The 19,166-nt window shown below is 63.3% G+C and carries 25 protein-coding genes and 2 tRNA genes; 12 read left to right on the top strand and 15 right to left on the bottom strand.

Features of this window, described 5'->3' with window-relative positions; all coding sequences use genetic code 11:
- The first annotated feature begins 252 nt into the window (after positions 1-252).
- Positions 253-429, top strand: a complete 177-nt coding sequence (locus tag WMC41_RS11935) for a hypothetical protein (RefSeq protein WP_272805571.1) — start codon at positions 253-255, stop codon at positions 427-429.
- Positions 430-537: 108 nt separating this feature from the next.
- Here WMC41_RS11935 and WMC41_RS11940 read toward each other — a convergent pair whose 3' ends face one another.
- The 7 genes from WMC41_RS11940 to WMC41_RS11970 all read right to left on the bottom strand — a co-directional run bounded on the left by WMC41_RS11940 (position 538) and on the right by WMC41_RS11970 (position 5,134).
- The gene (locus WMC41_RS11940; RefSeq protein WP_432343405.1) at positions 538-1,122 is read right to left on the bottom strand and encodes a plasmid pRiA4b ORF-3 family protein; all 585 of its coding nucleotides are present in this window, start codon (positions 1,120-1,122) and stop codon (positions 538-540) included.
- Between the two features lie 2 nt (positions 1,123-1,124).
- The gene (gene tnpC / locus WMC41_RS11945; RefSeq protein ID WP_432348327.1) at positions 1,125-2,777 is read right to left on the bottom strand and encodes an IS66 family transposase; all 1,653 of its coding nucleotides are present in this window, start codon (positions 2,775-2,777) and stop codon (positions 1,125-1,127) included.
- A gap of 47 nt (positions 2,778-2,824) precedes the next feature.
- The gene (tnpB, locus tag WMC41_RS11950; protein WP_050746938.1) at positions 2,825-3,169 is read right to left on the bottom strand and encodes an IS66 family insertion sequence element accessory protein TnpB; all 345 of its coding nucleotides are present in this window, start codon (positions 3,167-3,169) and stop codon (positions 2,825-2,827) included.
- Positions 3,166-3,588 (bottom strand): IS66-like element accessory protein TnpA, encoded by a 423-nt coding sequence (tnpA, locus tag WMC41_RS11955; RefSeq protein WP_432343407.1) that lies wholly within the window; start codon positions 3,586-3,588, stop codon positions 3,166-3,168. The genes tnpB and tnpA overlap by 4 nt, the downstream gene beginning before the upstream one ends.
- 339 nt (positions 3,589-3,927) lie before the next feature.
- Positions 3,928-4,377 (bottom strand): hypothetical protein, encoded by a 450-nt coding sequence (locus WMC41_RS11960; RefSeq protein WP_272805570.1) that lies wholly within the window; start codon positions 4,375-4,377, stop codon positions 3,928-3,930.
- Between the two features lie 67 nt (positions 4,378-4,444).
- Positions 4,445-4,840 carry a hypothetical protein gene (locus tag WMC41_RS11965; RefSeq protein ID WP_272805569.1) on the bottom strand — a complete coding sequence of 132 codons (396 nt, stop codon included), beginning with the start codon at positions 4,838-4,840 and terminating at the stop codon, positions 4,445-4,447.
- A gap of 39 nt (positions 4,841-4,879) precedes the next feature.
- Positions 4,880-5,134 (bottom strand): helix-turn-helix domain-containing protein, encoded by a 255-nt coding sequence (locus WMC41_RS11970; protein ID WP_272805568.1) that lies wholly within the window; start codon positions 5,132-5,134, stop codon positions 4,880-4,882.
- A gap of 89 nt (positions 5,135-5,223) precedes the next feature.
- On the opposite strand from WMC41_RS11970, the gene WMC41_RS11975 reads away from it, so the two are divergent.
- The 6 genes from WMC41_RS11975 to WMC41_RS12000 all read left to right on the top strand — a co-directional run bounded on the left by WMC41_RS11975 (position 5,224) and on the right by WMC41_RS12000 (position 6,605).
- Positions 5,224-5,565, top strand: coding sequence for a hypothetical protein (locus tag WMC41_RS11975; protein ID WP_272805567.1), 342 nt, complete (start codon positions 5,224-5,226; stop codon positions 5,563-5,565).
- Positions 5,562-5,885 (top strand): hypothetical protein, encoded by a 324-nt coding sequence (locus WMC41_RS11980; protein ID WP_432343410.1) that lies wholly within the window; start codon positions 5,562-5,564, stop codon positions 5,883-5,885. The genes WMC41_RS11975 and WMC41_RS11980 overlap by 4 nt, the downstream gene beginning before the upstream one ends.
- Positions 5,882-6,160 carry an HNH endonuclease gene (locus WMC41_RS11985; protein WP_432343412.1) on the top strand — a complete coding sequence of 93 codons (279 nt, stop codon included), beginning with the start codon at positions 5,882-5,884 and terminating at the stop codon, positions 6,158-6,160. Before WMC41_RS11980 ends, WMC41_RS11985 begins: the two co-directional genes overlap by 4 nt.
- Entirely contained in the window at positions 6,157-6,345 is a 189-nt protein-coding gene (locus tag WMC41_RS11990) for a hypothetical protein (protein WP_432343414.1), read from the top strand. Before WMC41_RS11985 ends, WMC41_RS11990 begins: the two co-directional genes overlap by 4 nt.
- Entirely contained in the window at positions 6,342-6,521 is a 180-nt protein-coding gene (locus WMC41_RS11995; protein WP_432343416.1) for a hypothetical protein, read from the top strand. The genes WMC41_RS11990 and WMC41_RS11995 overlap by 4 nt, the downstream gene beginning before the upstream one ends.
- Positions 6,522-6,528: 7 nt before the next feature.
- A tRNA-OTHER gene (locus WMC41_RS12000) sits at positions 6,529-6,605 on the top strand.
- A gap of 663 nt (positions 6,606-7,268) precedes the next feature.
- On the opposite strand, the gene WMC41_RS12005 is transcribed toward WMC41_RS12000, so the two are convergent.
- On the bottom strand, positions 7,269-7,454 hold the full coding sequence (locus WMC41_RS12005; protein WP_432343417.1) for a hypothetical protein: 186 nt from the start codon (positions 7,452-7,454) through the stop codon (positions 7,269-7,271).
- Positions 7,455-7,645: 191 nt separating this feature from the next.
- Between WMC41_RS12005 and WMC41_RS12010 the strand changes: the two genes are divergently transcribed.
- Positions 7,646-7,834: a DUF2934 domain-containing protein gene (locus tag WMC41_RS12010; RefSeq protein WP_432343419.1), complete on the top strand. Its 189-nt coding sequence runs from the start codon at positions 7,646-7,648 to the stop codon at positions 7,832-7,834.
- A gap of 137 nt (positions 7,835-7,971) precedes the next feature.
- Here the strand turns inward: WMC41_RS12010 and WMC41_RS12015 are convergent.
- The 3 genes from WMC41_RS12015 to WMC41_RS12025 form a co-directional block, all read right to left on the bottom strand.
- A tRNA-Lys gene (locus WMC41_RS12015) sits at positions 7,972-8,047 on the bottom strand.
- Positions 8,048-8,163: 116 nt separating this feature from the next.
- Positions 8,164-9,081, bottom strand: coding sequence for a PhzF family phenazine biosynthesis protein (locus tag WMC41_RS12020; RefSeq protein WP_432343421.1), 918 nt, complete (start codon positions 9,079-9,081; stop codon positions 8,164-8,166).
- 129 nt (positions 9,082-9,210) lie between these two features.
- Positions 9,211-10,317, bottom strand: a complete 1,107-nt coding sequence (locus WMC41_RS12025; protein WP_244766686.1) for an endonuclease/exonuclease/phosphatase family protein — start codon at positions 10,315-10,317, stop codon at positions 9,211-9,213.
- Positions 10,318-10,484: 167 nt separating this feature from the next.
- On the opposite strand from WMC41_RS12025, the gene WMC41_RS12030 reads away from it, so the two are divergent.
- Positions 10,485-12,101, top strand: coding sequence for a hypothetical protein (locus tag WMC41_RS12030; RefSeq protein WP_432343423.1), 1,617 nt, complete (start codon positions 10,485-10,487; stop codon positions 12,099-12,101).
- Between the two features lie 12 nt (positions 12,102-12,113).
- Here the strand turns inward: WMC41_RS12030 and WMC41_RS12035 are convergent, their stop codons facing one another.
- Positions 12,114-12,530, bottom strand: a complete 417-nt coding sequence (locus tag WMC41_RS12035; protein WP_244766688.1) for an Lrp/AsnC family transcriptional regulator — start codon at positions 12,528-12,530, stop codon at positions 12,114-12,116.
- Positions 12,531-12,668: 138 nt separating this feature from the next.
- Between WMC41_RS12035 and WMC41_RS12040 the strand changes: the two genes are divergently transcribed.
- Positions 12,669-14,312: a M20/M25/M40 family metallo-hydrolase gene (locus WMC41_RS12040; protein ID WP_432343425.1), complete on the top strand. Its 1,644-nt coding sequence runs from the start codon at positions 12,669-12,671 to the stop codon at positions 14,310-14,312.
- A gap of 183 nt (positions 14,313-14,495) precedes the next feature.
- Here the strand turns inward: WMC41_RS12040 and WMC41_RS12045 are convergent, their stop codons facing one another.
- From WMC41_RS12045 to WMC41_RS12055, 3 genes are all read right to left on the bottom strand, one after another.
- Complete coding sequence (locus WMC41_RS12045) at positions 14,496-15,719, bottom strand: PLP-dependent aminotransferase family protein (RefSeq protein WP_432343427.1); 1,224 nt, start codon at positions 15,717-15,719, stop codon at positions 14,496-14,498.
- 512 nt (positions 15,720-16,231) lie between these two features.
- A complete protein-coding gene (gene ilvC / locus WMC41_RS12050) occupies positions 16,232-17,251 on the bottom strand; it encodes a ketol-acid reductoisomerase (protein ID WP_244766691.1) in 1,020 nt (339 codons plus the stop codon).
- 59 nt (positions 17,252-17,310) lie between these two features.
- Positions 17,311-17,967, bottom strand: coding sequence for a TetR/AcrR family transcriptional regulator C-terminal domain-containing protein (locus WMC41_RS12055; RefSeq protein ID WP_272805782.1), 657 nt, complete (start codon positions 17,965-17,967; stop codon positions 17,311-17,313).
- Positions 17,968-18,362: 395 nt separating this feature from the next.
- Between WMC41_RS12055 and WMC41_RS12060 the strand changes: the two genes are divergently transcribed.
- Both WMC41_RS12060 and WMC41_RS12065 read left to right on the top strand, forming a co-directional pair.
- On the top strand, positions 18,363-18,743 hold the full coding sequence (locus tag WMC41_RS12060) for a hypothetical protein (protein WP_244766693.1): 381 nt from the start codon (positions 18,363-18,365) through the stop codon (positions 18,741-18,743).
- Positions 18,744-18,860: 117 nt separating this feature from the next.
- On the top strand, positions 18,861-19,160 hold the full coding sequence (locus WMC41_RS12065; protein ID WP_244766694.1) for a hypothetical protein: 300 nt from the start codon (positions 18,861-18,863) through the stop codon (positions 19,158-19,160).
- Positions 19,161-19,166 lie beyond the last annotated feature (6 nt).

Raw genomic sequence — 19,166 nt, forward strand, 5'->3', positions numbered from 1 at the left:
GTCGCCGCCGTAGGCTTCGATGACTGCGTCTATTTCCTGCTGTGGAGCGACTTTGATCGACATGGGGCACCTATAGGAATTGGGTCCGCTCGGTGGAATATGTTCCTATTTTGTTCTCATTTTGGGAGGAGTCAAGATGGAACCGGTGGTGCCGACGACCGCTTCCTGATTAACCTCAATTCTTTGGGTTAACGAGCTGATTGATTTGATCCGATCACGCTGCCGGCCGTATGGAGGGCAGGAGGTGATTTGATGAAGTATGAAATTGGAATGCACATCGTCTATGACGTTTTAAACAAGGGCGTCTTAGTCGAATTCCGCGGCAGGTCGCACTACCTGTCAGGCCCCTTCAAGACCCAGAAGGAAGCGATCATCGCGGGTGAAGAGCTGTGCCGTAAGCTTGGCTGGGGAAAATCGGACGGCGCCTGAGGCGTAAGCATCCGAGCAGCCACGCGGTCTCTGCGCGTGCGGATGAGAATCAATCGGTCTATGGTGGTGAGGTTCGGTTCGGAGTTGGGGGCGTGGCGTAGCGGACCGTCAGGTTTTCCGGCGTGATCGACGCGCCCATTTTGCGACCAGGTCTTCAACGGCTCTGTTGAGATCGGCGAACGCAGCATTGTTCGGGTCGAAGTCTTTGGCGCCCCACCATTCGGCCAGCTCGGCGTGCCGCTCATGAGCGGGATCGGCAAGCGCCTCTCGGAACTCCTGGTATCCCCAAGGCCCGCCGACGTCTTCAGGCGGGCAGCGCCCCGTCGCCTCGATCAGCATGGCGTCGCCCAGCGCAATGATGGGGAACGTGCGCTCGATCTTGATGCTGTGCGTCCAACCGTCACCGAAGTCGTAGTGGTATTTGAAGGATTTCGCGCCGGTGTCCTGGATTGCCGACAGGAGCGAGACCTTGCGCGCATCGATCGGGCCATCCCCCCATTCCTGGTCGGGCAAACCAAAACCGACGTCGAGAATCTGGAACTCGTAGAGATGGCTATTCGTCCAGCCCATCGCGGCCTGCAAGACCTCATGCAATCGGCTGAGCCGGATGCGCCACGGCACGACAACGCGCCGCATCACCAGCGGTTCGACATGATCAAGAGTGACCTTCAGACGGACCAGGGAAGCTGCCATCGTCAGGCCGCCAGCATCAGGGCTGGACTTTCGCCCTGGCGTAGCCGCTTCCACTCCCACGGAAGCAATTCCGGCAGACGCGAGACCGGCAGGTCAGCGATACGAGCAAGGATATCGGCGAGCCAAGCCTTGGGATCCACGTCATTCAGCCGTGCGGTCATGATGAGCGTGAGCATGATGGCCGCCCGATCGGCGCCGCGGTCGGAACCGGCGAAGAGCCACGATTTTCTGCCGCAGGCGACACCGCGCAACGCTCTTTCCGCAGCATTGTTCGTCATGCAGATCCTTCCGTCGTCGGCATAGCGGGCAAAGTCGGCCCAGCGCGACAGCATATAGTCGATCGGCCCGGCCACCGGCGATGAACGCGAGAGGCCGTGCCGCTCGGCGCACAACCATTCCTCCATATCGTTCAGCAAGGGTTTGCTCTTCTCCTGCCGGACGGCAAGCCGCTCTGCTGCGCTCAGGCCGTTGATATCGCGCTCGATGGCGAACAGGGCATCGATGCGCTTGACGGCCTCGAGGGCAATCGGCGAGATCGGCTTGGCTCCTTTGCCGCGTCGGGCATTGCGCGCGACATCGGCCAGTTCGAAGAACTTCCGGCGCGCATGAGCAAAGCAGAACGCGGGCGTTGCCGGCATCTGCTTTCGCGTCCGGTCGAACAGCGGATTGAAGCCGTTGTAGCAATCAGCCTGAAGAATGCCGCTGAAGTCGGCCAGATGCCTTTGCGGGTGTTCTCCGCGCCGGTCGCTGGAGGCGTAGAAGACCGCCGCCGGCGGTGCAGGCCCAGCGAATGGCTGATCGTCGCGCACGTAAACCCATATTCGGCCGGTCGTGCATTGGCCCTTGGCCAGGATGGGGATCGTCGTGTCGTCGCCGTGAATCCGCTCGGCTTCGAACACATGCGTCTCGATCAGGTCGAAGACCGGCTTTAGGGCAAAGGCGACGTGTCCGACCTGATCGGCGAGCGTCTGGGTCGACAGATCGATGCCCTCACATTTGAAGCGCGTGCTCTGGCGGTTCAGCGGGATGTGCTGCCCGAACTTGTCGAAGACGATCGTGGCCAGCAACTGAGGGCCGATAAAGCCGCGTGGAGTGGCATGGAACGGTGCGGGAGCCTGACTGATCGCCTCGCAATCGCGGCAGGTAAACTTCTCGCGCACCGTCTCGATCACCTTGAAGCGGCGCGGGATCTCCTCCAGCGTTCTGGTGACGTCCTCGCCCAGCTTCGATAGCCGCGAGCCACCACAGCAAGCGCAGGTTGTCGGCGCGTCGAGGACGATGCGCTCGCACTCGATATCCTCCGGCCAGGGCTGGCGCACTGGCCGTTTACGCGTGAAGGCACGCACCGTCTGCGTTTTGGCCGTGGCCTCTTCGGCCGCCAGTTCGTCCTCAGCCGCTGACGCCACCAGCTCTTCGAGCTGCAATTCCAACTGGTCGATCAGCCGCTGCGTGCGCTCACGGCTCGGCCCGTGCCTGTTGCGCTCCAACTTTCCGATCAGGAGTTGCAGCTCCAGGATCAGCGCTTCGGTGCTTGACAGCCGTGCCTTTGCATTGGCGGCTTCCGCCTCGGCCTGCACCCGCGCCGTGCGTTCGGCCAGCAGCGCCGCATGGGCGCTGGCGAGGTCCGAAGGTAGAGAAAGCGGCGGCAATGTCATGACGACATTCAACCAGATTTCCCAATAATCTCAATGCTTAAATGCAATCATACTCGCGTTGGTCGCCAAGTTTCCTGAGGCGCGCGCCAATCAATTCCGGAGAGCAGGTAGGAAAGCTGTGCCGACGAGATTGCCACCGCGCCACCTTCGGCCGAAGGCCAAATGAACCTTCCTCGTTCCAGCTTTTTCGTAAACAGGCAGGCACCCTGACCATCGTGCCAAACGATCTTGACCAGATCGCCGCGCTTGCCTCTGAAGCAGAACAGGTGGCCACCCAACGGGTCATGCTTCAGCACCTCCTGCACCCGCAGCGCCAGCGACGGGAACCCACACCGCATATCCGTGTAGCCCGTCGCTAGCCAAACCCGAACACCCGTCGGGATCGCGATCATTCCAGCCCCTCAAGGCCACGGACGATCCGCAGCAACGCATCCACATCGACATCACGGTCGACAACAACGCGCCGGCCGTTCGCGATCACGATCTCCATGCGACCAGAACCAGACGCCGAAGGCTCCAGATCAGCAACCGGAACAGGATACTCGGCCGCCGCGTCATAATCCGCAACAACGGGAACGAAGCCAGCCAACGAACCACCCCCAAGCCGTCCTTCCCGCACCGCCTTGCGCCAGCTATTCAACTGAAAGCGCGTAATCTCATGGCGACGAGCCGTCGCCGATACCTGCTGGGGTCCACTATAGCTCTCCGCGACAATCGCCAGCTTGGCTTCGTCACTAAAGTGCCGGCGACGACCTTTCTCTACAATCTCCAGCCGCCTGATCTGCGGGCGACCGCTGCGAATGATATCCATGGGTAAAACACTGGCTATATTGACGTCGATATAGCCGGAGCCTCACCAAAATTCTCAAAACAGCAAGGCGTCCTTCCCCGGATGCGTACCCTGAGGCGACGCCAGGTGCTGGTTCTTTGCTACCCTACCGACGACCCACTGGGCGTTCGAGGTTGACACAAAAAAAGCCCCGCCGAAGCGGGGCAATTCGAGTGGCACATTGGCTCATGCCACTGGGAGGGCCTTCAGAGCCCGCCGCTATAGAATATAGAAATTGGGTGTATGTGAAGGCCGGGATCAGCGAAATCGGTACGGTTCGTGAATAAATTCAGTGCGGTACCGGTGCGCGGCCCAGCGACCCTAGTCCAGCAGATCCACAATCTCCCATCCCTCCGTCGTCAGCGCGGTCCAGAACCGCCCCTCGGCATCCTCCCCCACGGTTGCCCAGCCGCGCAACCGCAGTCGGCGCACCGTGTCTTTCATGGTGGCGGGGATTTCGTTGTAAGATCGCGGCCTTTCAGCAAGGAGGCGCATTGCGAGGAATTGCGGTCCAGTAAGGCGAACGACCGGCTTGCTGGAGATGTACCTGGCGGCCCGCACCTGACGCCCTTGGTCGGTGATCGCAATCTTGATTTTCTTCCGGGGCTCGATGCACATTTCGGCGAAACCGAGCTTCTCCAATTCCTGATACGCCACCAAATCCGGGTAGGCGAGTTCGTCCATGACGATTCCGTCGCTCGTCGCCAAGCGATCGATGAGGTCGATCTGAGCAGGCGTCAGGCGGTATATGAGGATGGGTTTGGCGGGCATGGCTACATCGTCGTGGTGGGCAAACTCTGCCATTGCGCGGCGGGGTTGTCGAGGGCTCGACCAGACTCTAGTACCACTGTCCGACCGCCCAGAAGCAGGCGGCAGACAGAATGACAATAGCGATGCAGTACCCGGTCTTCTGAAGCATGACTTCTCCTCTCTCGGAAAAATGCGTCAATACAACTCGACTGTCGATCCTCGAAAGTTGCCTATTGCGCTTGTTGATGACCCGCTTGTCGCGGAAGGATTCGACGGTATGCGCAAATCTGCGCATACCGCTGAATGCAATTTTGCATCGAGTGAAATCAACGCGTTGGCACGGATCGGTGCCGAATAATTTCAAGGGGTTGGCGGCGGTCTTTGTGAAGCGGTCTGCCTTGTCCTCAGTCAGTTCGCCATTGTGGCGAACTGATTTTCTATCACCGCCATTCTTCGTCTCAGGAAACTCCAATTCGTAGAGCACCTTACGGCGTGCCGTCTCACCTCGCGCGTGCGCGCGAGGCTATTCCTGCCGATCCCTCAGACGCACGCCTGGGCCGTTGCCGTTGGACGGGATGAAGACGATTCCAAGGTCTAGCAGGGCGGCAACAACAGCCGCGACGTTGTTCGTCATGCCTGACACACTTCCTTCACTCGCCTCCATTCGCTTCAAAGTGGGCACACTGATTTTCGCCGCCGAGGCAATCTCAGCCTGCGTCTTTCCGAGGAGCGTTCTTGCCGCCGCAAGTTGTCGGCCAGATAGGTTATTCTGATCCATTGGTATCACTATGACCTTTTGGTATTGACATCGGGATCGTCGTGATCTAAAGGTATCACCTAGATACGAAAGACGCAACGAGGTGTCCCATGCCGAAACGAAACGTACCTAATGGTCCGTTAAGGAACGCCAACAACCCGAAGACGATCGCTGCCTTCCGGCGTCATCTGCGATGCCAGAACCCGCCGAAGTTTCAGGCCGGCGACGTGATCGACTTCGAGAAAGAAGGCGGACGCAAATGGCCCCTGATGATCCTTGGTGTACGCGGCAGTGACGCCGACGTCATGTGCTACGACGGCAACCCGCACCTTCTCCGCCTCAAGGTCGCCACCCTGGAGGCGTTGCGGATCACGAAGGTCGAAGCCAGCACCGAGGAGACGGTTGCGATGTATCGCAGGCTGGTCGGACTCGATGCGGAGGCTGCGAAATGAACATCCAGCGCCACAAGATCGAGCGCGCCATCGACGTGCTCATAGCCCTTCTCGATACTGCTGACGGCGACCCCGATCTTGAACCCTACCTCTCCGGCATTGACATGTGGGGCGATGACCGTGAGGCCGAACATGACGGCCGCGAGCCGGATGAAGACGGTGAGCCTGACCTTGGATGGACCGAGTCCATTATGCAGGGCGGGCCGTCATGGCGCGGCAGCGGATGGGGCGCCGACTTCGGTTGTGAGCATGACCCTGCCGAATCCGGCATAGCCGACTGGGGCGGGCTGGATGAGCAGATGCGGAGGGGCGTGGCATGACCAAGTTCATGAGGGTACGCCGCCGCCTCCGCGAAGCGCAGGGCGGGATGTGCTGCTACTGCGCTCGCCAGATGGGGCCGCCACACAAGGACAAAAAGCCACATCCTTCGAGCGAAACGATCGAGCACCTTCGCCGCAAGGCGGACGGCGGGACAAACGCTCCCGACAACCTCGCGCTGGCTTGCAGCGAATGCAACACCGGGCGCGGTGCGATGGACTGGCTGACCTACAAGACGGTTCGTAAGGGCGAAATCTATGGGGAGTGTGCGAGATGACTTGGCGCGATTGGTATCCAGAAGGCAGTACGGTCTTTATCGGCGGCGAGCAGTACATGCTGCGTCACAACGAGCATGACCTCGGCGTCGCCCTCTACAGAGGCGACCAGCGTGTCATGACGATCACACCGGAATACGTACCGGTGATTGCCAGCGGGATCAAGTATCCGGAGGTGGCGGCATGACCCAGCCGAGATTCGTGATGATGACGTGCCGCAACGGTCAGGTCGGTTGCCTTGGTGTCGCGCTCAGTTTCGAGCACGCGAAGGAAGCCGTCGACGAGTGGGTCGAGGAGAATCGTGCGGGCGACCGCGCATATGCCTGGGTCGAGCGCGCCGAATACGCGGTTTATCCCTCCTAACCATTTCGCCCCTGTACCCGCGCGGGACTTCTAGCCCGACAGCGGTAACGGATGATGCGAGTTCGAATCTCGCCAGGGGCTCCATTTCTTCCTTCCCGACCGTAGTCATGTCCGATCAGGAAGGTGCCGCGCGCTGCAGCTCCTCAGCGTGGTGACGCGCGGCATTTTTTACACCACAGGCCAGCGCGATCACCACGTCCCCCACACTCGACGCGCGCTGGCCGTCCCCTATACGATGTGGTATCGTTGCTTTATGCGCGGCCACCCACCGGTTGCAGCCCATTGCCGCAGCGCCGTGCACGGAGCCGCTCGTCTGAAAGGGCGAGCGGTTTTGTTTTTCTCTAGTTGCTTCACCGGGCACGGTCAGCCGAAATGGGAGCGACAACGGTTCCAGAGGTGCTCCGAGTCGCCGGGCTCCTCCCGGAAAACGCGGATTACGGTAAGGGCAACCGCATCGAGATCCCGGTTCGCGTGCCTTTTCAGGCGGGCGACGACATCCCGCATCACTGCGATATCGTCGGGTTCGAATATTCCTGCTTGCGGTAATAAATGTGGGAGATCCATGGCGAGCTCCCTTCCTCGTTCGGGGCGAAAGGAGTCACCTCACGGCCGACAGCGCCCTGGTAATCGGCTGTCAGTGATGCAATTGTGCGCCTATAGCGTGACAATTGCAAGGCGAGCAGTATACTTGCTTTCTATCTATATTAGATGTTGGATATACGGCGTGTTGCTGGTCAGACGATTTACTTATCGCTGCTTTTCGCCCGCGCTCTTTCCGTCAGAGCTCCTGGAGCGCTCCTCGAAGCGATCCGCGCCCTTGGCGAGATCCGAACCCTTCTCAGCCTCAATTGCACGCTCTTCGGCCCGTGCGGCCTTGTGGAGGCCTCGGGCGCCTTCTTTGCCCTTCTCGGTGGGTGCATTCTCAATTGCCATTTGACGTCCTCCTGTGGGGCAGAGGGAACGGGCTGCGGCCCGGTGAGGTTCCGGCCGACAGGAACAAGATTGTAGGCCGCCACGTTTGGCCTGGAACTGAAGAGGAGACGCGCAATGAACAACATCATCTATCTCGTCGGCCTGGTCGTGGTCGTTATCGCTGTCCTGTCGTTCTTTGGGCTGGGCTGACAATGCAGGACGAGGGCGAAAGACGGATCAAGGCGAGGGCCTTTGAGCTATGGCAGCGTGAAGGTTCGCTCGACGGCCGGTCGCTAGGCCATTGGCTTCAGGCGGAGCGTGAGATCCAAGAAGAGGACGAGGCTGAAGCGGCGAGTCGGGATGTGGTTAGCTTGGCCGCTGCGGTGAACCCGACGCATTGAGCGCCCCGCCCGGCTCTGAACGTCGGGCGGCTTTTTAATGACATCACGTTGGACCAGATTGCCCCGCCGCGTGGCGACTCGGTGGCGACTGGCTTTACGGGGAAAACAGGGAAATCAGCGTAACCTGTTGAAATGTTTGGTGGGTGATCACGGGCTCGAACCGTGGACCCGCTGATTAAGAGTCAGCTGCTCTACCAACTGAGCTAATCACCCACTTGACCGCTCCAGCGGTCTGACGGGGCGTATAAAGGCCTTCGTGGAGCTTGTCCATAGCCATCCGGAAAAAAGATGCGTCCGCGGATAAATTTCTTCCGCAGCGCAAAAAACCGTCACAAATCCAACGTTCCCGACGCGATGCGGACCGCCTCGCCGCCGATGCGCGCACCGGCGATCGTCCCGCCCGCGATATCGAGATGGAGGTGGATGAGCGACGGGCGCCCCATTTCGACGCCCTGCTCGATCAGCAACGGATGGTGGCCGTCCACCAGCTTGTCGAAGAAGTGGATGGCGCCGGACATGGCCGCGACCGCGGCCCCCGTCGCCGGGTCCTCGGCAATGCCCATGTCGGGCGCGAACATGCGGGTGTGGAAGCGGGCGACGTGATTGACCCCGCCGCGGCAATAGAGATAGGCCGAGGCGAGCCGTCCCTCGGCGAAGGGCGCGCAGCGCTCCCAGAGCGTCGGGTCGAATTCCACCGCAGCGGCCGCCGCGAGGTCGTGCACCGGGATCATCACGAAGGCGACGCCGGCGCTCCACAACGAGGCTACGTGATTCTCGAAGCCGATCTGGCCGGGCTTCAGGCTGAAGGCATCGGCGAGCGCCTGCCGGTCGAACGCGGCCTCCAGGCGCGCCGCCTTGCGCGGCACGTCGAATTCGGCGAAGGCGGCCTTGCGCGCGCCGAGCCTGACCGCGCAGCGCACAGGACCGACATTTTCCTCCAGAACGCTGACGAGATCGCGCGGGCCCGCCTCGCCGCCCTCGCCCGCCTCGGCGATGGCGATCGCCGCGCCGACCGTCGGGTGGCCGGCGAACGGCAGCTCCCGGCCGGGCGTGAAGATGCGCAGGCGCGCGCTGTGCGCCGGGTTCTCCGGCGTCCTCACGAAGACGGTCTCGGAAAGATTGAACTCGCCGGCAATGCGCTGCATCGTGCCGTCGTCGAGATCATCGGCATCGAAGACGACGGCCAGCGGATTGCCCGCGAGCCGCGTGTCGGTGAAGACGTCATAGATGGCGTAGCGACGGGGCAAGGCATTCTCCCTGTTCGTTTTTTGCCCGAAAGCATCCTGCTAGAATTGCCCGAGGCGCTTCCTGCGGGCAAGGGAAAACCACACCGTGCGCCAACGGGCGTTTCCGCGGCCGGCAGGCCGGAGAACGGGTCACAGGTCGAGCGTCATCACCACCGGGCAATGGTCGGAGGCCTTCGGCCGGTCCCAGCCGACGCGGGGATACCGCTCCACCTCCTGCCCCGGCGGGAAGGGCGTGCGGAAGGGCTGGCCGGCGCGGATGATTTCGGGAACGCGCTGCGCGTTGCGCTCGGCAAGCGAGGGCGAGAGCCAGATATAGTCGAGCTGGCAGAGATGGCGCTCCTCCGGCCCTCGGCTGTGATAGAGCGTCCAGCGGTCGTCCACCGGCCGGCGCAGCATCGGGTTCACGGCGAAACCGTCCGCGCTGAAGGCATCGAGCGCGCTCACCGCCTCTTTGCGCGGGATGAAGCGGTAGCCGTTGCGCTTGTCGCCCTCGATCGCCAGCTTCTCCTGATAGTCGTTCATGTCGCCGCAGATGGCGAAGGCCTTGCCCGCCGTATGGCCGGCGCCGAAGCGGTCCTCGATGATCCGGCGCACCGCCTTCGCCTCGGCCATGCGCACCGGCATGGTCGACTGGCGCCCGTCCATTCCCTCCCTGCCCGGCCCCATCGACTTGAAATGCACGACGTAGAGCGTCAGCGGCCGGCCGCCGATGCGCAGATCCATCTCCAGGCAATCGCGCTTGAAGATCTTGTCGTCCGGGTTGAGCCCCTGCCCGAGATCCGGCGTATGGAGGTCGAAATCGCGATAGGTGACCGCGGCATGGCTGCGGATATCGACGCATTCGATGCGCTGGCCGTCGCGCGTCTCCTCGCGCATCAGCACGGAAACGTCGATGCCGCGGCTGTCATTGCCCTCGATCAGGTATTTCTGCCGGTAGCCGTTGCCGACCATGCGGAAGAGATAACCGTATTCGAACGCCTGGAGGGCCGCCATGTTGTCGGTTTCCTGCAGGCAGAGGATGTCGGCATCCGCATCGGCGATGGCCAGCGCCGAATGCTGGCGGGCATCGTCGGTGTGCGCGATGGTGCGCGCCTCCTCCAGCCTCTGGTATTCCGCCTCGTTGCGGATGTCGAAGAGGCGCAGCACGCGGTCCTGGCGAAGCTGGTTGCGAAAGCCCGTGAAATCGAAACGGGTCATGAGGTTTTCGATATTGAAGGTGGCGATGCGTAGCGACATGGGGGCTTTCAAGGGTCCTTCGGGCAATGCCGGGCAAGTGTAACCGGCTGACCGGCAATGGAAAGCCGCTTTTCGCACCGGCGCCTGTCCTTCCCGGAATAAACCGGCCTGCCGCGCCGTTACCCAGTGCGGATGATGCGCATCCGGTTGCGGGCGGAGGATTGCTCATGGGGACTGTATCCAGCACAGCACGGGCGTTCCTGGCCGCATGGCTCGCGCTGCTGCTTCTCACCTGCCTGCCCGCCCGCGCCGCGGAAAGCTACATCACCGGTCCCGGCGAGGCCGCCCGCGCGGCAGGACGCGTCACCGAAGCGCTTGGCAGGACGCCGCAGGTGCACACGATCCGAATCACCGAAAAGGAGGTGAACCTCGTCATAGAGGGGGCCGGAACGGGCAACGTGGACGAATGGCGCGTGCGGCAGGCGACCCGCCTTCTCTTCTTCGAAGCCGAGACCGTCGGCGGCCCTTCGGCGCGGTCCGCACCGGCGATGGTGGCCGATCTTGCCAGCGGCCTCTTCCCGCTCGACGCGATTCCCCTTGCCAAGGCCGACCAGGTCGCCACCCGCGCCATAAGCTATGCGAAGCTCGAGAGCGGCGGCGCGGTGCAGTCGATCGAGATCTCCCGGCGCGTGAACCTCCTGCCGACGCCCTCCTACGGCGATATCCGCTGGGCGGTCTACGTCGCCTCGCCGCGCGAAAGCGCCACCGTCTACGCGGATGCCGGAGGCACGATCATCGGCGGCGACCTTTCCAACACCAACCGCGCCCGCCAGATGGATTTCTTCAAGGACGAGGACTGGCCGAAGGAGGCCGCGCTGGAAAGCCTCGCCTCCGTCATCGGCAACAAGCCTGTCGTCCGCGACCTGACGATCTACCCGAAATCCGTGCAGGTGAAGGCCGACCATCCCAGCCTGCCGGAAACCACGGTCGGCTATTCCTGGGACATTTCCGGCGTGACGCGCTCGCCCATCACCTCGCCGATGTTCCCCGGCACATCGGCCCTGCCCGGCTTCTCGATCGGCGATGTCGATCTCTCCAGGCTCACGATGATCCGCGACAAGGCGAAGGCGGCCTGGCAGAACGACAAGTCGACGATGAGCTACATGATGCTGAAGCTCTCGACCGACGGGCCCGGCAAGCCGGAACTGCGCTGGGTGGTGCATTTCACCGATCTCGGCCAGCCGGGGGAAATGACGCTGTTTACCGCCAGCGGCACGGTGGAGGTGACGACGGACGGCACGGTGCGCGCCGCCAACCTGCCCGATGCCCGCAAGCCGAAGCGCAACTGGCTGGACCCCGCCATGACCTGGCAGACGCTCGGCACGATCGGCGAGCAGTTCGGCAAGAACGCCCGCTTCGCCGAGATCACCGTCAGCAAGGATTCGATGAGCCTGCTTGCCGAAGTGCCCGACACGCCCGGCACCATGCGCGACTACAACGCCAACGACCGCGGCATCACCGCATCGAGCATGATGATGCCCTGGGATGCGGAATTCCGGCCCGAACGGCTCTTCCGCCTGGAGGACCTCGCCTTCTTCTCCGCCGAAAAGCTCGGCGAGCTGACGGCGCGGACCTTCACCCGCCTGCAGGTCGGCACGGAGATGGCGGTGGCGCGCTACACCTTTTCCGTCGGCCAGCTGATGGCGCCGGACGGCAGCTTCATGGTGCCCTCGCCGGACGGCAAGGTGACGCTCGAAATCCGGCTGGAGGCCGCCGACGGCTGGAAGGGCGGGCGCATCACCTATTCCTCGACCGGCGAGGAAATCGACATCGTGATGCCGTAGGCCTGTAACCCGTTACAAGGTCGTCAGCAGCAGGCTGGTTTCCGATTTCGAGACGCCGTCCATGGCGCGGATGCCGCGCAGCACGCGCTCGAATTCCACGAGATTGTCCGCGTGGATTTCCGCCACGAGGTCCCAGGCGCCGTTCGTCGTGTGCAGGGCGCGCACTTCCGGAAGGCCGCGCAGCGCCTGGATGGCGGCCAGCGTCTTCTGGCCGGTGATCTCGATCATCATGATGGCGCGCACGGCGTGCGGATCATCGGCCTGCGTCACGCGCACGGAAAAGCCGGCGATGACCCCGTCGCGCGTCAGGCGCTCGATCCGGTTCTGCACCGTGCCGCGCGAGACCTTCAGCTCCTCCGCGAGAGCCGAGAGCGAGGCGCGGCCGTCCTTGCGCAGGAGGGCGAGGAGCTTGCGGTCGATCGTATCCATCACACCTGCCGATTTGTCAGTCTTCGCTGGCGAAACGGCAATAATGCCTGCAATTTTTCCAAAAAATTGCCGTTTCGCCTGCCGTCGTCCTTGGCTAGCCTTGTGCGTCCCTCAATGCAACCGCTTTCGGCAGGCCCCATGACGAACGACACCGCACATGCCATCGCAACCGCGCGAACCCGCGACCTCTCGCTCCTGATGACCCGCTGGCCGAGCGTGACGGGCTCGCCGGACGAGGCGCATTTTTCGCACAAGCTGCAGGCGCATCTTGCCGAAACGCCCTATTTCACCCGCCATGCCGACCAGCTCTTCACCGTGGACAGCCATGGCGAACCGCTGACGCGGAGCGTCGCGGCGCTGGTGCGCGGCAGCGGGCGGCGCACGGTGGTGCTGGCCGGCCATTTCGACACCGTCTCCATCGCCAATTACGGCACGCTCGCGCCGCTCGCCTGCGATCCGGAACCGCTGACCGAGGCGCTTCTGAAGGAGCTGAGAAGCCGGCCGCTGAATGCCGCGGAAGCCAGGGCGCTGAAGGATTTCGAAAGCGGCAATTTCATTGCCGGACGCGGCCTGCTCGACATGAAGAGCGGCCTTGCCGCCGGCATCGCGGCGCTGGAGCGTTTTGCCGGCCTGGAGGCCAAGGAGGGCAATATCCTCTTCGTGGCGACGCCCGACGAGGAGAACCGTTCGCGCGGCATGCGCAGCCTGCGCAATGCCCTGCCGGACATCGCCCGGCGCTTCGACCTCGACATTGTCGGCGGCATCAACCTCGATGCGTCGAGCTGCGAGCGCGACGGCGCGGAAGGCCGCGCGGTCTATCTCGGCTCCATCGGCAAGTTCGCGCCCTTCGCCTTCGTCATCGGCCGGCCGACCCATGCCGGCTATCCGTTCAACGGCACGAGCGCCCACCGCATCAGCGCCGAGATCGTCCGGGCCATGGATACGGTGCCGGAACTGAGCGACGCGGCCTTCGGCGAGCATTCTCCGCCGCCCGTCTGCCTTGAGGCGCGCGACATCCGCGATGGCTACGACGTGACCACGCCGGACCGCGTCTGGCTCTCCTTCAACTGGCTGACGCACCGGCGCAGCGCCAGCGACATCGTCGGCGAATTCCAGAGCATCGTTTCCGATGCGCTGGAGACCGCGCTTCGAGCGCAGGACGACCACGCCACCCGCTATCGCGGGCGCGACGCCGGGAAGACGGAAGGGCTCGTGCTCGACTATGCCGAACTGCTGGAGCGGGCCGCCGCGCGCGGCGGCCATGCGGCGCGCGCCCGGCTCGAGGCTCTTGACCGCGCGCTTGCCGGCAGCACCGACCCCCTGAAGGTCAGCCGCGAGATCGTCTCCGCCGCGGCGACCGAGGCCGGCATCGAAGGGCCGGCGGTGATCATCGGCTTCGGCAGCCTGCATTATCCGCTGGTGCATCTCGACCAGTCCGAGGCCGGCCGCCGGATGCAGGCGCGGCTTCAGCCCGTGATGGAAGAGGCCGCGGCACGGCACGGCACCTCGATCAAGTTCAAGCAGATCTTCGCCGGCATTTCCGACATGAGCTTCTTCGGTCATCGGCCGGAGGCCGGCGAGACGGGCCTGCTGACCGCCAACACCCCCTCGGCGGCCTTCACCGACGACGCGCCGGACGACCTGCTCTCCTTCCCGACGGTCAATATCGGCCCCTGGGGTCGCGACTACCACCAGAAATGGGAGCGCGTGCATGCGCCCTATACGTTCGGCGTCTTGCCGGACCTGGTGTTCGCGTCAGCGCTGGCCTGCCTGGAGGAATAACGAAGGTCGGGGGCACAGGCCCCTCATCCGGCCTGCCGGCCACCTTCTCCCCGCAAGCGGGGCGAAGGGGTATGCCGTGCCGGCTTCCCCAACCAATAACTGTTTCGTGGGCCACGTCCCCTCTCCCCGCCTGCGGGGAGAGGGTTAGGGTGAGGGGCAAACCCCACCCGCGTCGAACGCCATTCAGGCCGCAAGGCGCTCGCTGGCGAGCAGCCGGCCGAGGCGGGAAATGCCCTCCTCGATGGTCGCATCGTCGGCGCAGGAGAAGCTGAGGCGCAGCGTGTTCGCGCCGCTGCCATCCGCATGGAAGGCCTGGCCGGGCACGAAGGCGACCTTTTCCGTCTCGATGGAGCGGGCGAGCAGCTTTGCCCCGTCCATGCCGGCCGGCAGCGTGACCCAGACGAACATGCCGCCCTCCGGTTTCGTCCAGTTGACGCCCTCGGGCATGTATTTCTGCAGGGCGGCGAGCATGGCGTTGCGGCGGGCGCTGTAGGCGGCCCTGATCTTCGCCACCTGCGCGTCGAAACCGCGCTCGGCGACATGGGCGATGGCCATCTGGTTGATGGTCGAGGAATGCAGGTCCGCCGCCTGCTTCATCAGCACGAGCTTGCGGATGACGGGCGCGGCCGCGACGATGTAGCCGACGCGCAGGCCCGGCGCGAGCGTCTTGGAGAAGCTGCCGCAGTAGATCGTGCGCGCCGCGTCGATGCTGCCCTTGCGGGCGATCTCCAGCGCCAGGATCGGCGGGATGGCCTCGCCGTCATAGCGCAGCGACTGGTAGGCGGCATCCTCGATGACGGGGATTTCCAGCTCTTCGGCAAGGTCGAGCAGCTTTTCGCGGCCCGCCCGGTCGACCGTCTCGCCGGTCGGGTTGGCGAAATCGGCGGAAAGATAGGCGAACTTGACGCGGCCGCCGGCCTCCGCCGCCGTCGCGCGATAGGCGTCCGGCGTGCGGTTGCCGGAAAGGTTCAGCCGGTCGTAGGTCGGCTCATAGGCGTTGAAGGCCTGCAGCGCGCCGAGATAGGTCGGCCAGGTGACGAGCGCGGTGTCCTTGGGCGAGAGGAAAAGCTTTCCGAGATAATCGAGGCCCTGCTGCGAGCCGGAAACGATGAAGACGTTTTCCGCCGTACAGGGGATGCCGATCTTGCCCATCTCGCCGGCGAGCCAGTCGCGCAGCGGCTTGTAGCCCTCGCTGACGGAATATTGCAGGCCCGCCGCCGCGCCCTCGCCGGCCAGCACATCGGCATAGGCGGCCGAGAAGGCTTCCTTTGGAAACAGCGCCGGATCCGGGATGCCGCCTGCGAACGAGATGATGTCGGGCCGTTCCAGGAGTTTCAGCAATTCGCGGATTTCGGATGCCTTCATGCGCGACGCGCGCGTGGCGAAGGCTTGTTCCCATTTGAACATAGGGGGTTTCCTCGGGCTTGTTGTTTGAACGCACCTCATCACGGTGCGGTTTTTATGTCAATAATACTGACCTAAATAATCGCAACAACAAAACATGCCCGCGTCCCAAGATTTCGTACGGGACTAAACTCGCCGGAGCGCCCGTGCCCCGGCGGCGGTTTCAGCCGCAGGCGGCGCTCAGGTGGCGCGGTCGCTGTAAAGGCTGAGCAGCACGAGCGTGGCTATACTGCCCAGGATAAAGAGATCGAACCAGGCGAAGTATTGGACAATCGTGGACATCGCATTTTCCTCCCGGAGACGGAACGAAACACGCCTGTATTTTGTTCCTGTTCGCCCTCCGGAGCAAGTTTATTACTTGCTGCACTGCAAAGAGGCGGAAGATGCACTGCATTATTTCAGAAGACCTGAAATAGAAAGCCGGGCGGAAAACCCGCCCGGCCCGTCGTCCTGCGCAAAGCAGAAGCGATTGCCGATCCCCGCATTGCCGGAAGGAAGCGGGATCGGCAGACCCCTTAGTTGACGGCCTTGTCGACCAGCTTGTTCTTGCCGATCCACGGCATCATGCCGCGGAGTTTCGCGCCGACTTCCTCGATCTGGTGCGAGTCGTTGTTGCGGCGGATACCCTTGAAGCGGGCGCCGCCGGCCTTCCATTCCTGCATCCATTCGGAGGTGAACTTGCCGGTCTGGATGTCGTGGAGGACGCGCTTCATCTCGGCCTTGGTCTCGGCGGTGATGATGCGCGGACCCGTGACGTATTCGCCCCACTCGGCCGTGTTGGAGATCGAGTAGTTCATGTTGGCGATGCCGCCTTCATAGATCAGGTCGACGATCAGCTTGACTTCGTGCAGGCACTCGAAATAGGCCATTTCCGGCGCATAACCGGCCTCGACCAGCGTTTCGAAGCCGGCGCGGATCAGTTCGACGAGACCGCCGCACAGGACGACCTGCTCGCCGAAGAGGTCGGTTTCGCACTCTTCCTTGAAGTTGGTCTCGATGATGCCCGAACGGCCGCCGCCGACGCCGCAGGCGTAGGAGAGCGCGAGGTCAAGCGCGTTGCCGGATGCGTTCTGGTGAACGGCGACGAGGCAGGGAACGCCGCCGCCCTTCTGGTATTCGCCGCGAACCGTGTGGCCCGGGCCCTTCGGCGCGATCATGACGACGTCGACCGAGGCCTTCGGCTCGATGAGGCCGAAATGGACGTTGAGGCCGTGCGCGAAGGCGATGGCCGCGCCGTCGCGGATGTTGCCGGCGATCTCGTTCTTGTAGATGTCGGCCTGGAGTTCGTCCGGCGTCGCCATCATCAGGAGGTCCGCCCACTTGGCGGCGTCCGCAACGGTCATGACCTTGAAGCCGTCGGCTTCGGCCTTCTTGATGGTCGGCGAGCCGGCCTTGAGGGCGATCACGAGGTTCTTGGCGCCGGAATCCTTGAGGTTGAGGGCGTGGGCACGGCCCTGCGAGCCGTAGCCGACGACGGCGACGTTCTTCGCCTTGATGAGGTTGAGATCGGCATCACGATCGTAATAGACGCGCATCGATGGTTCCTTCCCTTCGCTAGTCTGTTTGCGTTGAACCGGCGGGCCTGCCTGCCGGCTTATCCTTTCGCGCCGTAAAGCGTCAGGAAGGCATCGACCGCCTTCTCCGCGCGGGGCGAGAATTCATTCTTGAGCGCTGCGGCATTCTCGCCGAGCAGCATGCGCAGGTGCATGTCGGAGACGATCAGGCCGTAGAGCGTGCCGTATGCCTCGTCCGCACCGTCGAAAGCAAGCAGCTTCGCCTTGCGGCCCGCCTCCAGGAGGGCCGCGGCGCGCCTGCTGATCTGCCGGCGGCCGCGCTCCTGCAAGAGGCGGCCGAGACCGGCGCCCTCGCGGCTCGCCTGGCCGATGGCAAGGCGGTTCAGCGCCAGCGACACATCGCCGGAAAGCACGTCGATCAGGTCGCGGGCAAAAGCAAGGAGATGCTTGCGCAGCGTCTCGGCGGTCAGTGCGCCCGCGCTCACCTCGACCGTGCGCACCTTGCCGGCCTGGTAGGTGATCATCGCCGAGATCAGCCCGTCGCGGTCGCCGAACCACTTGTAGAGGCTTTCCTTCGAACAGTTCGCCGCGCGCGCCACGCCGGCCGTCGTCAGCGCACGCTCGCCACCCTCCACGAGCAGGCCGAGCGCACGCTCCAGCACCGCGCCCTGACGTTCCGTCAGTCCCGCGGCCGCAGCCCCCGCTTTTGCCTGTTCGAACACCTGCAAGACGATCATCCATCCGTTTGCGTACCGTACCGTACGGTTCGGCAACCTTCTAACGATCTCCGCATGGCCGGTCAACAGCCTTCTTCCAACGAATGAAAGAGAAGTGATTTGCCGTGCCGAATCTCTTTCCAGGCCGGGCCACGGGACATGCAATAATCGCTGCAATGCACAATGAGACGGAAATTTTCTTTCCGCTATGTCGCTGATTTGAAACATAACTCTACGCCAAACGGACAGAGGGCCTGACCGGCACAAAATTTTTCGCTTCCCAATCCGTTTCCGCTTGTTAAGATTTGTGAGACCTGCGGTGCAGCAGGCCGTTCGCATAGCGCATCGGCACGCCGGCATCGGGGCTCTCAGTCAGGAGTATGAAGCCAATCGCCCTTACGCCAAGGAGACAGAAGATGATGAATTTCCTGCCAGACCTTCACGAAGGACATGCGCCCATCACTCTGCAGCAGCTGTTCGGCGCCGCCCTCGAGGCGCTCGACGCGTGGGAAGACGAACGCGCCGAACCGATGGTGATCTACGAGGACCAGATCATCCCGATAAGCATCGTTTTCGAAAGCATGCGGGCGTGCACCGATATCCTGCCGCGTACCCTGGCGGACATCGTTTCCGACACGCTTGCCCGCAATCCGGCGACGGCCGAGACGGAGATCGGCACCTTCGGCGATGCCGCCCATCTTGCCGGCGCCCTTGTCGAGCAGCGTCGCCTGTGCGGCGAGGCCGCCATCGCCGCCTTCCTCGATCATCACCGGGTCGACAAGCGCCGCCCGGCCTGATTCTCAAGGGGTCCCGTCCAGGGCGGGACCTTTCTTGGCATGGCCCGACGGCCCCGCGAATAAGGGGCAGGCGCTGCGCGTTACAGCTTCGCCTGCCCTCCTGCGACGGATCCCGCCATGCTTCGTCTCCTTGCGTCCATCCTGCTTCTTTCCGCCCTGCCCGTCCACGCCGCCGGGGAGCCGCCCTATGTCGGCACCTGGGATTGCGAGGTCTCGACCTTCACCTTCACCGCCGACACCTATGATTCGGGCGAAGGGCCGATGCCCATCCTGAAAAGCGAGCAGGACGGCGGCGCCTACATCCTGACCTTCGCCGACGACTATCGCATCGGCCTTGCCAACATCACCGACAGCGGGATGGACTGGGCCTCCGAGGCCAGCGGCGACACGTTCCACTGCAAGAAGATCGGGAACTGAGGGTGC

This window comes from Shinella yambaruensis (assembly GCF_050859155.1).
In the GTDB taxonomy this organism is placed as follows: Bacteria; Pseudomonadota; Alphaproteobacteria; order Rhizobiales; family Rhizobiaceae; genus Shinella; species Shinella yambaruensis.

Coding starts and splice junctions, on each gene's coding strand:
- WMC41_RS11980 (WP_432343410.1), top strand. CDS start 5,562: ATGAACATCCAGCGCCACAAGATCGAGCGCGCCATCGACGTGCTCATA.
- WMC41_RS12040 (WP_432343425.1), top strand. CDS start 12,669: ATGACGAACGACACCGCACATGCCATCGCAACCGCGCGAACCCGCGAC.
- WMC41_RS11940 (WP_432343405.1), bottom strand. CDS start 1,122: ATGGCAGCTTCCCTGGTCCGTCTGAAGGTCACTCTTGATCATGTCGAA.
- WMC41_RS12055 (WP_272805782.1), bottom strand. CDS start 17,967: ATGATCGTCTTGCAGGTGTTCGAACAGGCAAAAGCGGGGGCTGCGGCC.
- WMC41_RS12065 (WP_244766694.1), top strand. CDS start 18,861: ATGCTTCGTCTCCTTGCGTCCATCCTGCTTCTTTCCGCCCTGCCCGTC.
- WMC41_RS12035 (WP_244766688.1), bottom strand. CDS start 12,530: ATGGATACGATCGACCGCAAGCTCCTCGCCCTCCTGCGCAAGGACGGC.
- WMC41_RS11935 (WP_272805571.1), top strand. CDS start 253: ATGAAGTATGAAATTGGAATGCACATCGTCTATGACGTTTTAAACAAG.
- WMC41_RS11990 (WP_432343414.1), top strand. CDS start 6,157: ATGACTTGGCGCGATTGGTATCCAGAAGGCAGTACGGTCTTTATCGGC.
- WMC41_RS12005 (WP_432343417.1), bottom strand. CDS start 7,454: ATGGCAATTGAGAATGCACCCACCGAGAAGGGCAAAGAAGGCGCCCGA.
- WMC41_RS12010 (WP_432343419.1), top strand. CDS start 7,646: ATGCAGGACGAGGGCGAAAGACGGATCAAGGCGAGGGCCTTTGAGCTA.
- WMC41_RS12025 (WP_244766686.1), bottom strand. CDS start 10,317: ATGTCGCTACGCATCGCCACCTTCAATATCGAAAACCTCATGACCCGT.
- tnpA (WP_432343407.1), bottom strand. CDS start 3,588: ATGGATATCATTCGCAGCGGTCGCCCGCAGATCAGGCGGCTGGAGATT.
- WMC41_RS11985 (WP_432343412.1), top strand. CDS start 5,882: ATGACCAAGTTCATGAGGGTACGCCGCCGCCTCCGCGAAGCGCAGGGC.
- WMC41_RS12060 (WP_244766693.1), top strand. CDS start 18,363: ATGATGAATTTCCTGCCAGACCTTCACGAAGGACATGCGCCCATCACT.
- tnpC (WP_432348327.1), bottom strand. CDS start 2,777: ATGACATTGCCGCCGCTTTCTCTACCTTCGGACCTCGCCAGCGCCCAT.
- ilvC (WP_244766691.1), bottom strand. CDS start 17,251: ATGCGCGTCTATTACGATCGTGATGCCGATCTCAACCTCATCAAGGCG.
- WMC41_RS12030 (WP_432343423.1), top strand. CDS start 10,485: ATGGGGACTGTATCCAGCACAGCACGGGCGTTCCTGGCCGCATGGCTC.
- WMC41_RS11970 (WP_272805568.1), bottom strand. CDS start 5,134: ATGGATCAGAATAACCTATCTGGCCGACAACTTGCGGCGGCAAGAACG.
- WMC41_RS11975 (WP_272805567.1), top strand. CDS start 5,224: ATGCCGAAACGAAACGTACCTAATGGTCCGTTAAGGAACGCCAACAAC.
- WMC41_RS12045 (WP_432343427.1), bottom strand. CDS start 15,719: ATGTTCAAATGGGAACAAGCCTTCGCCACGCGCGCGTCGCGCATGAAG.
- WMC41_RS11960 (WP_272805570.1), bottom strand. CDS start 4,377: ATGCCCGCCAAACCCATCCTCATATACCGCCTGACGCCTGCTCAGATC.
- WMC41_RS11995 (WP_432343416.1), top strand. CDS start 6,342: ATGACCCAGCCGAGATTCGTGATGATGACGTGCCGCAACGGTCAGGTC.
- tnpB (WP_050746938.1), bottom strand. CDS start 3,169: ATGATCGCGATCCCGACGGGTGTTCGGGTTTGGCTAGCGACGGGCTAC.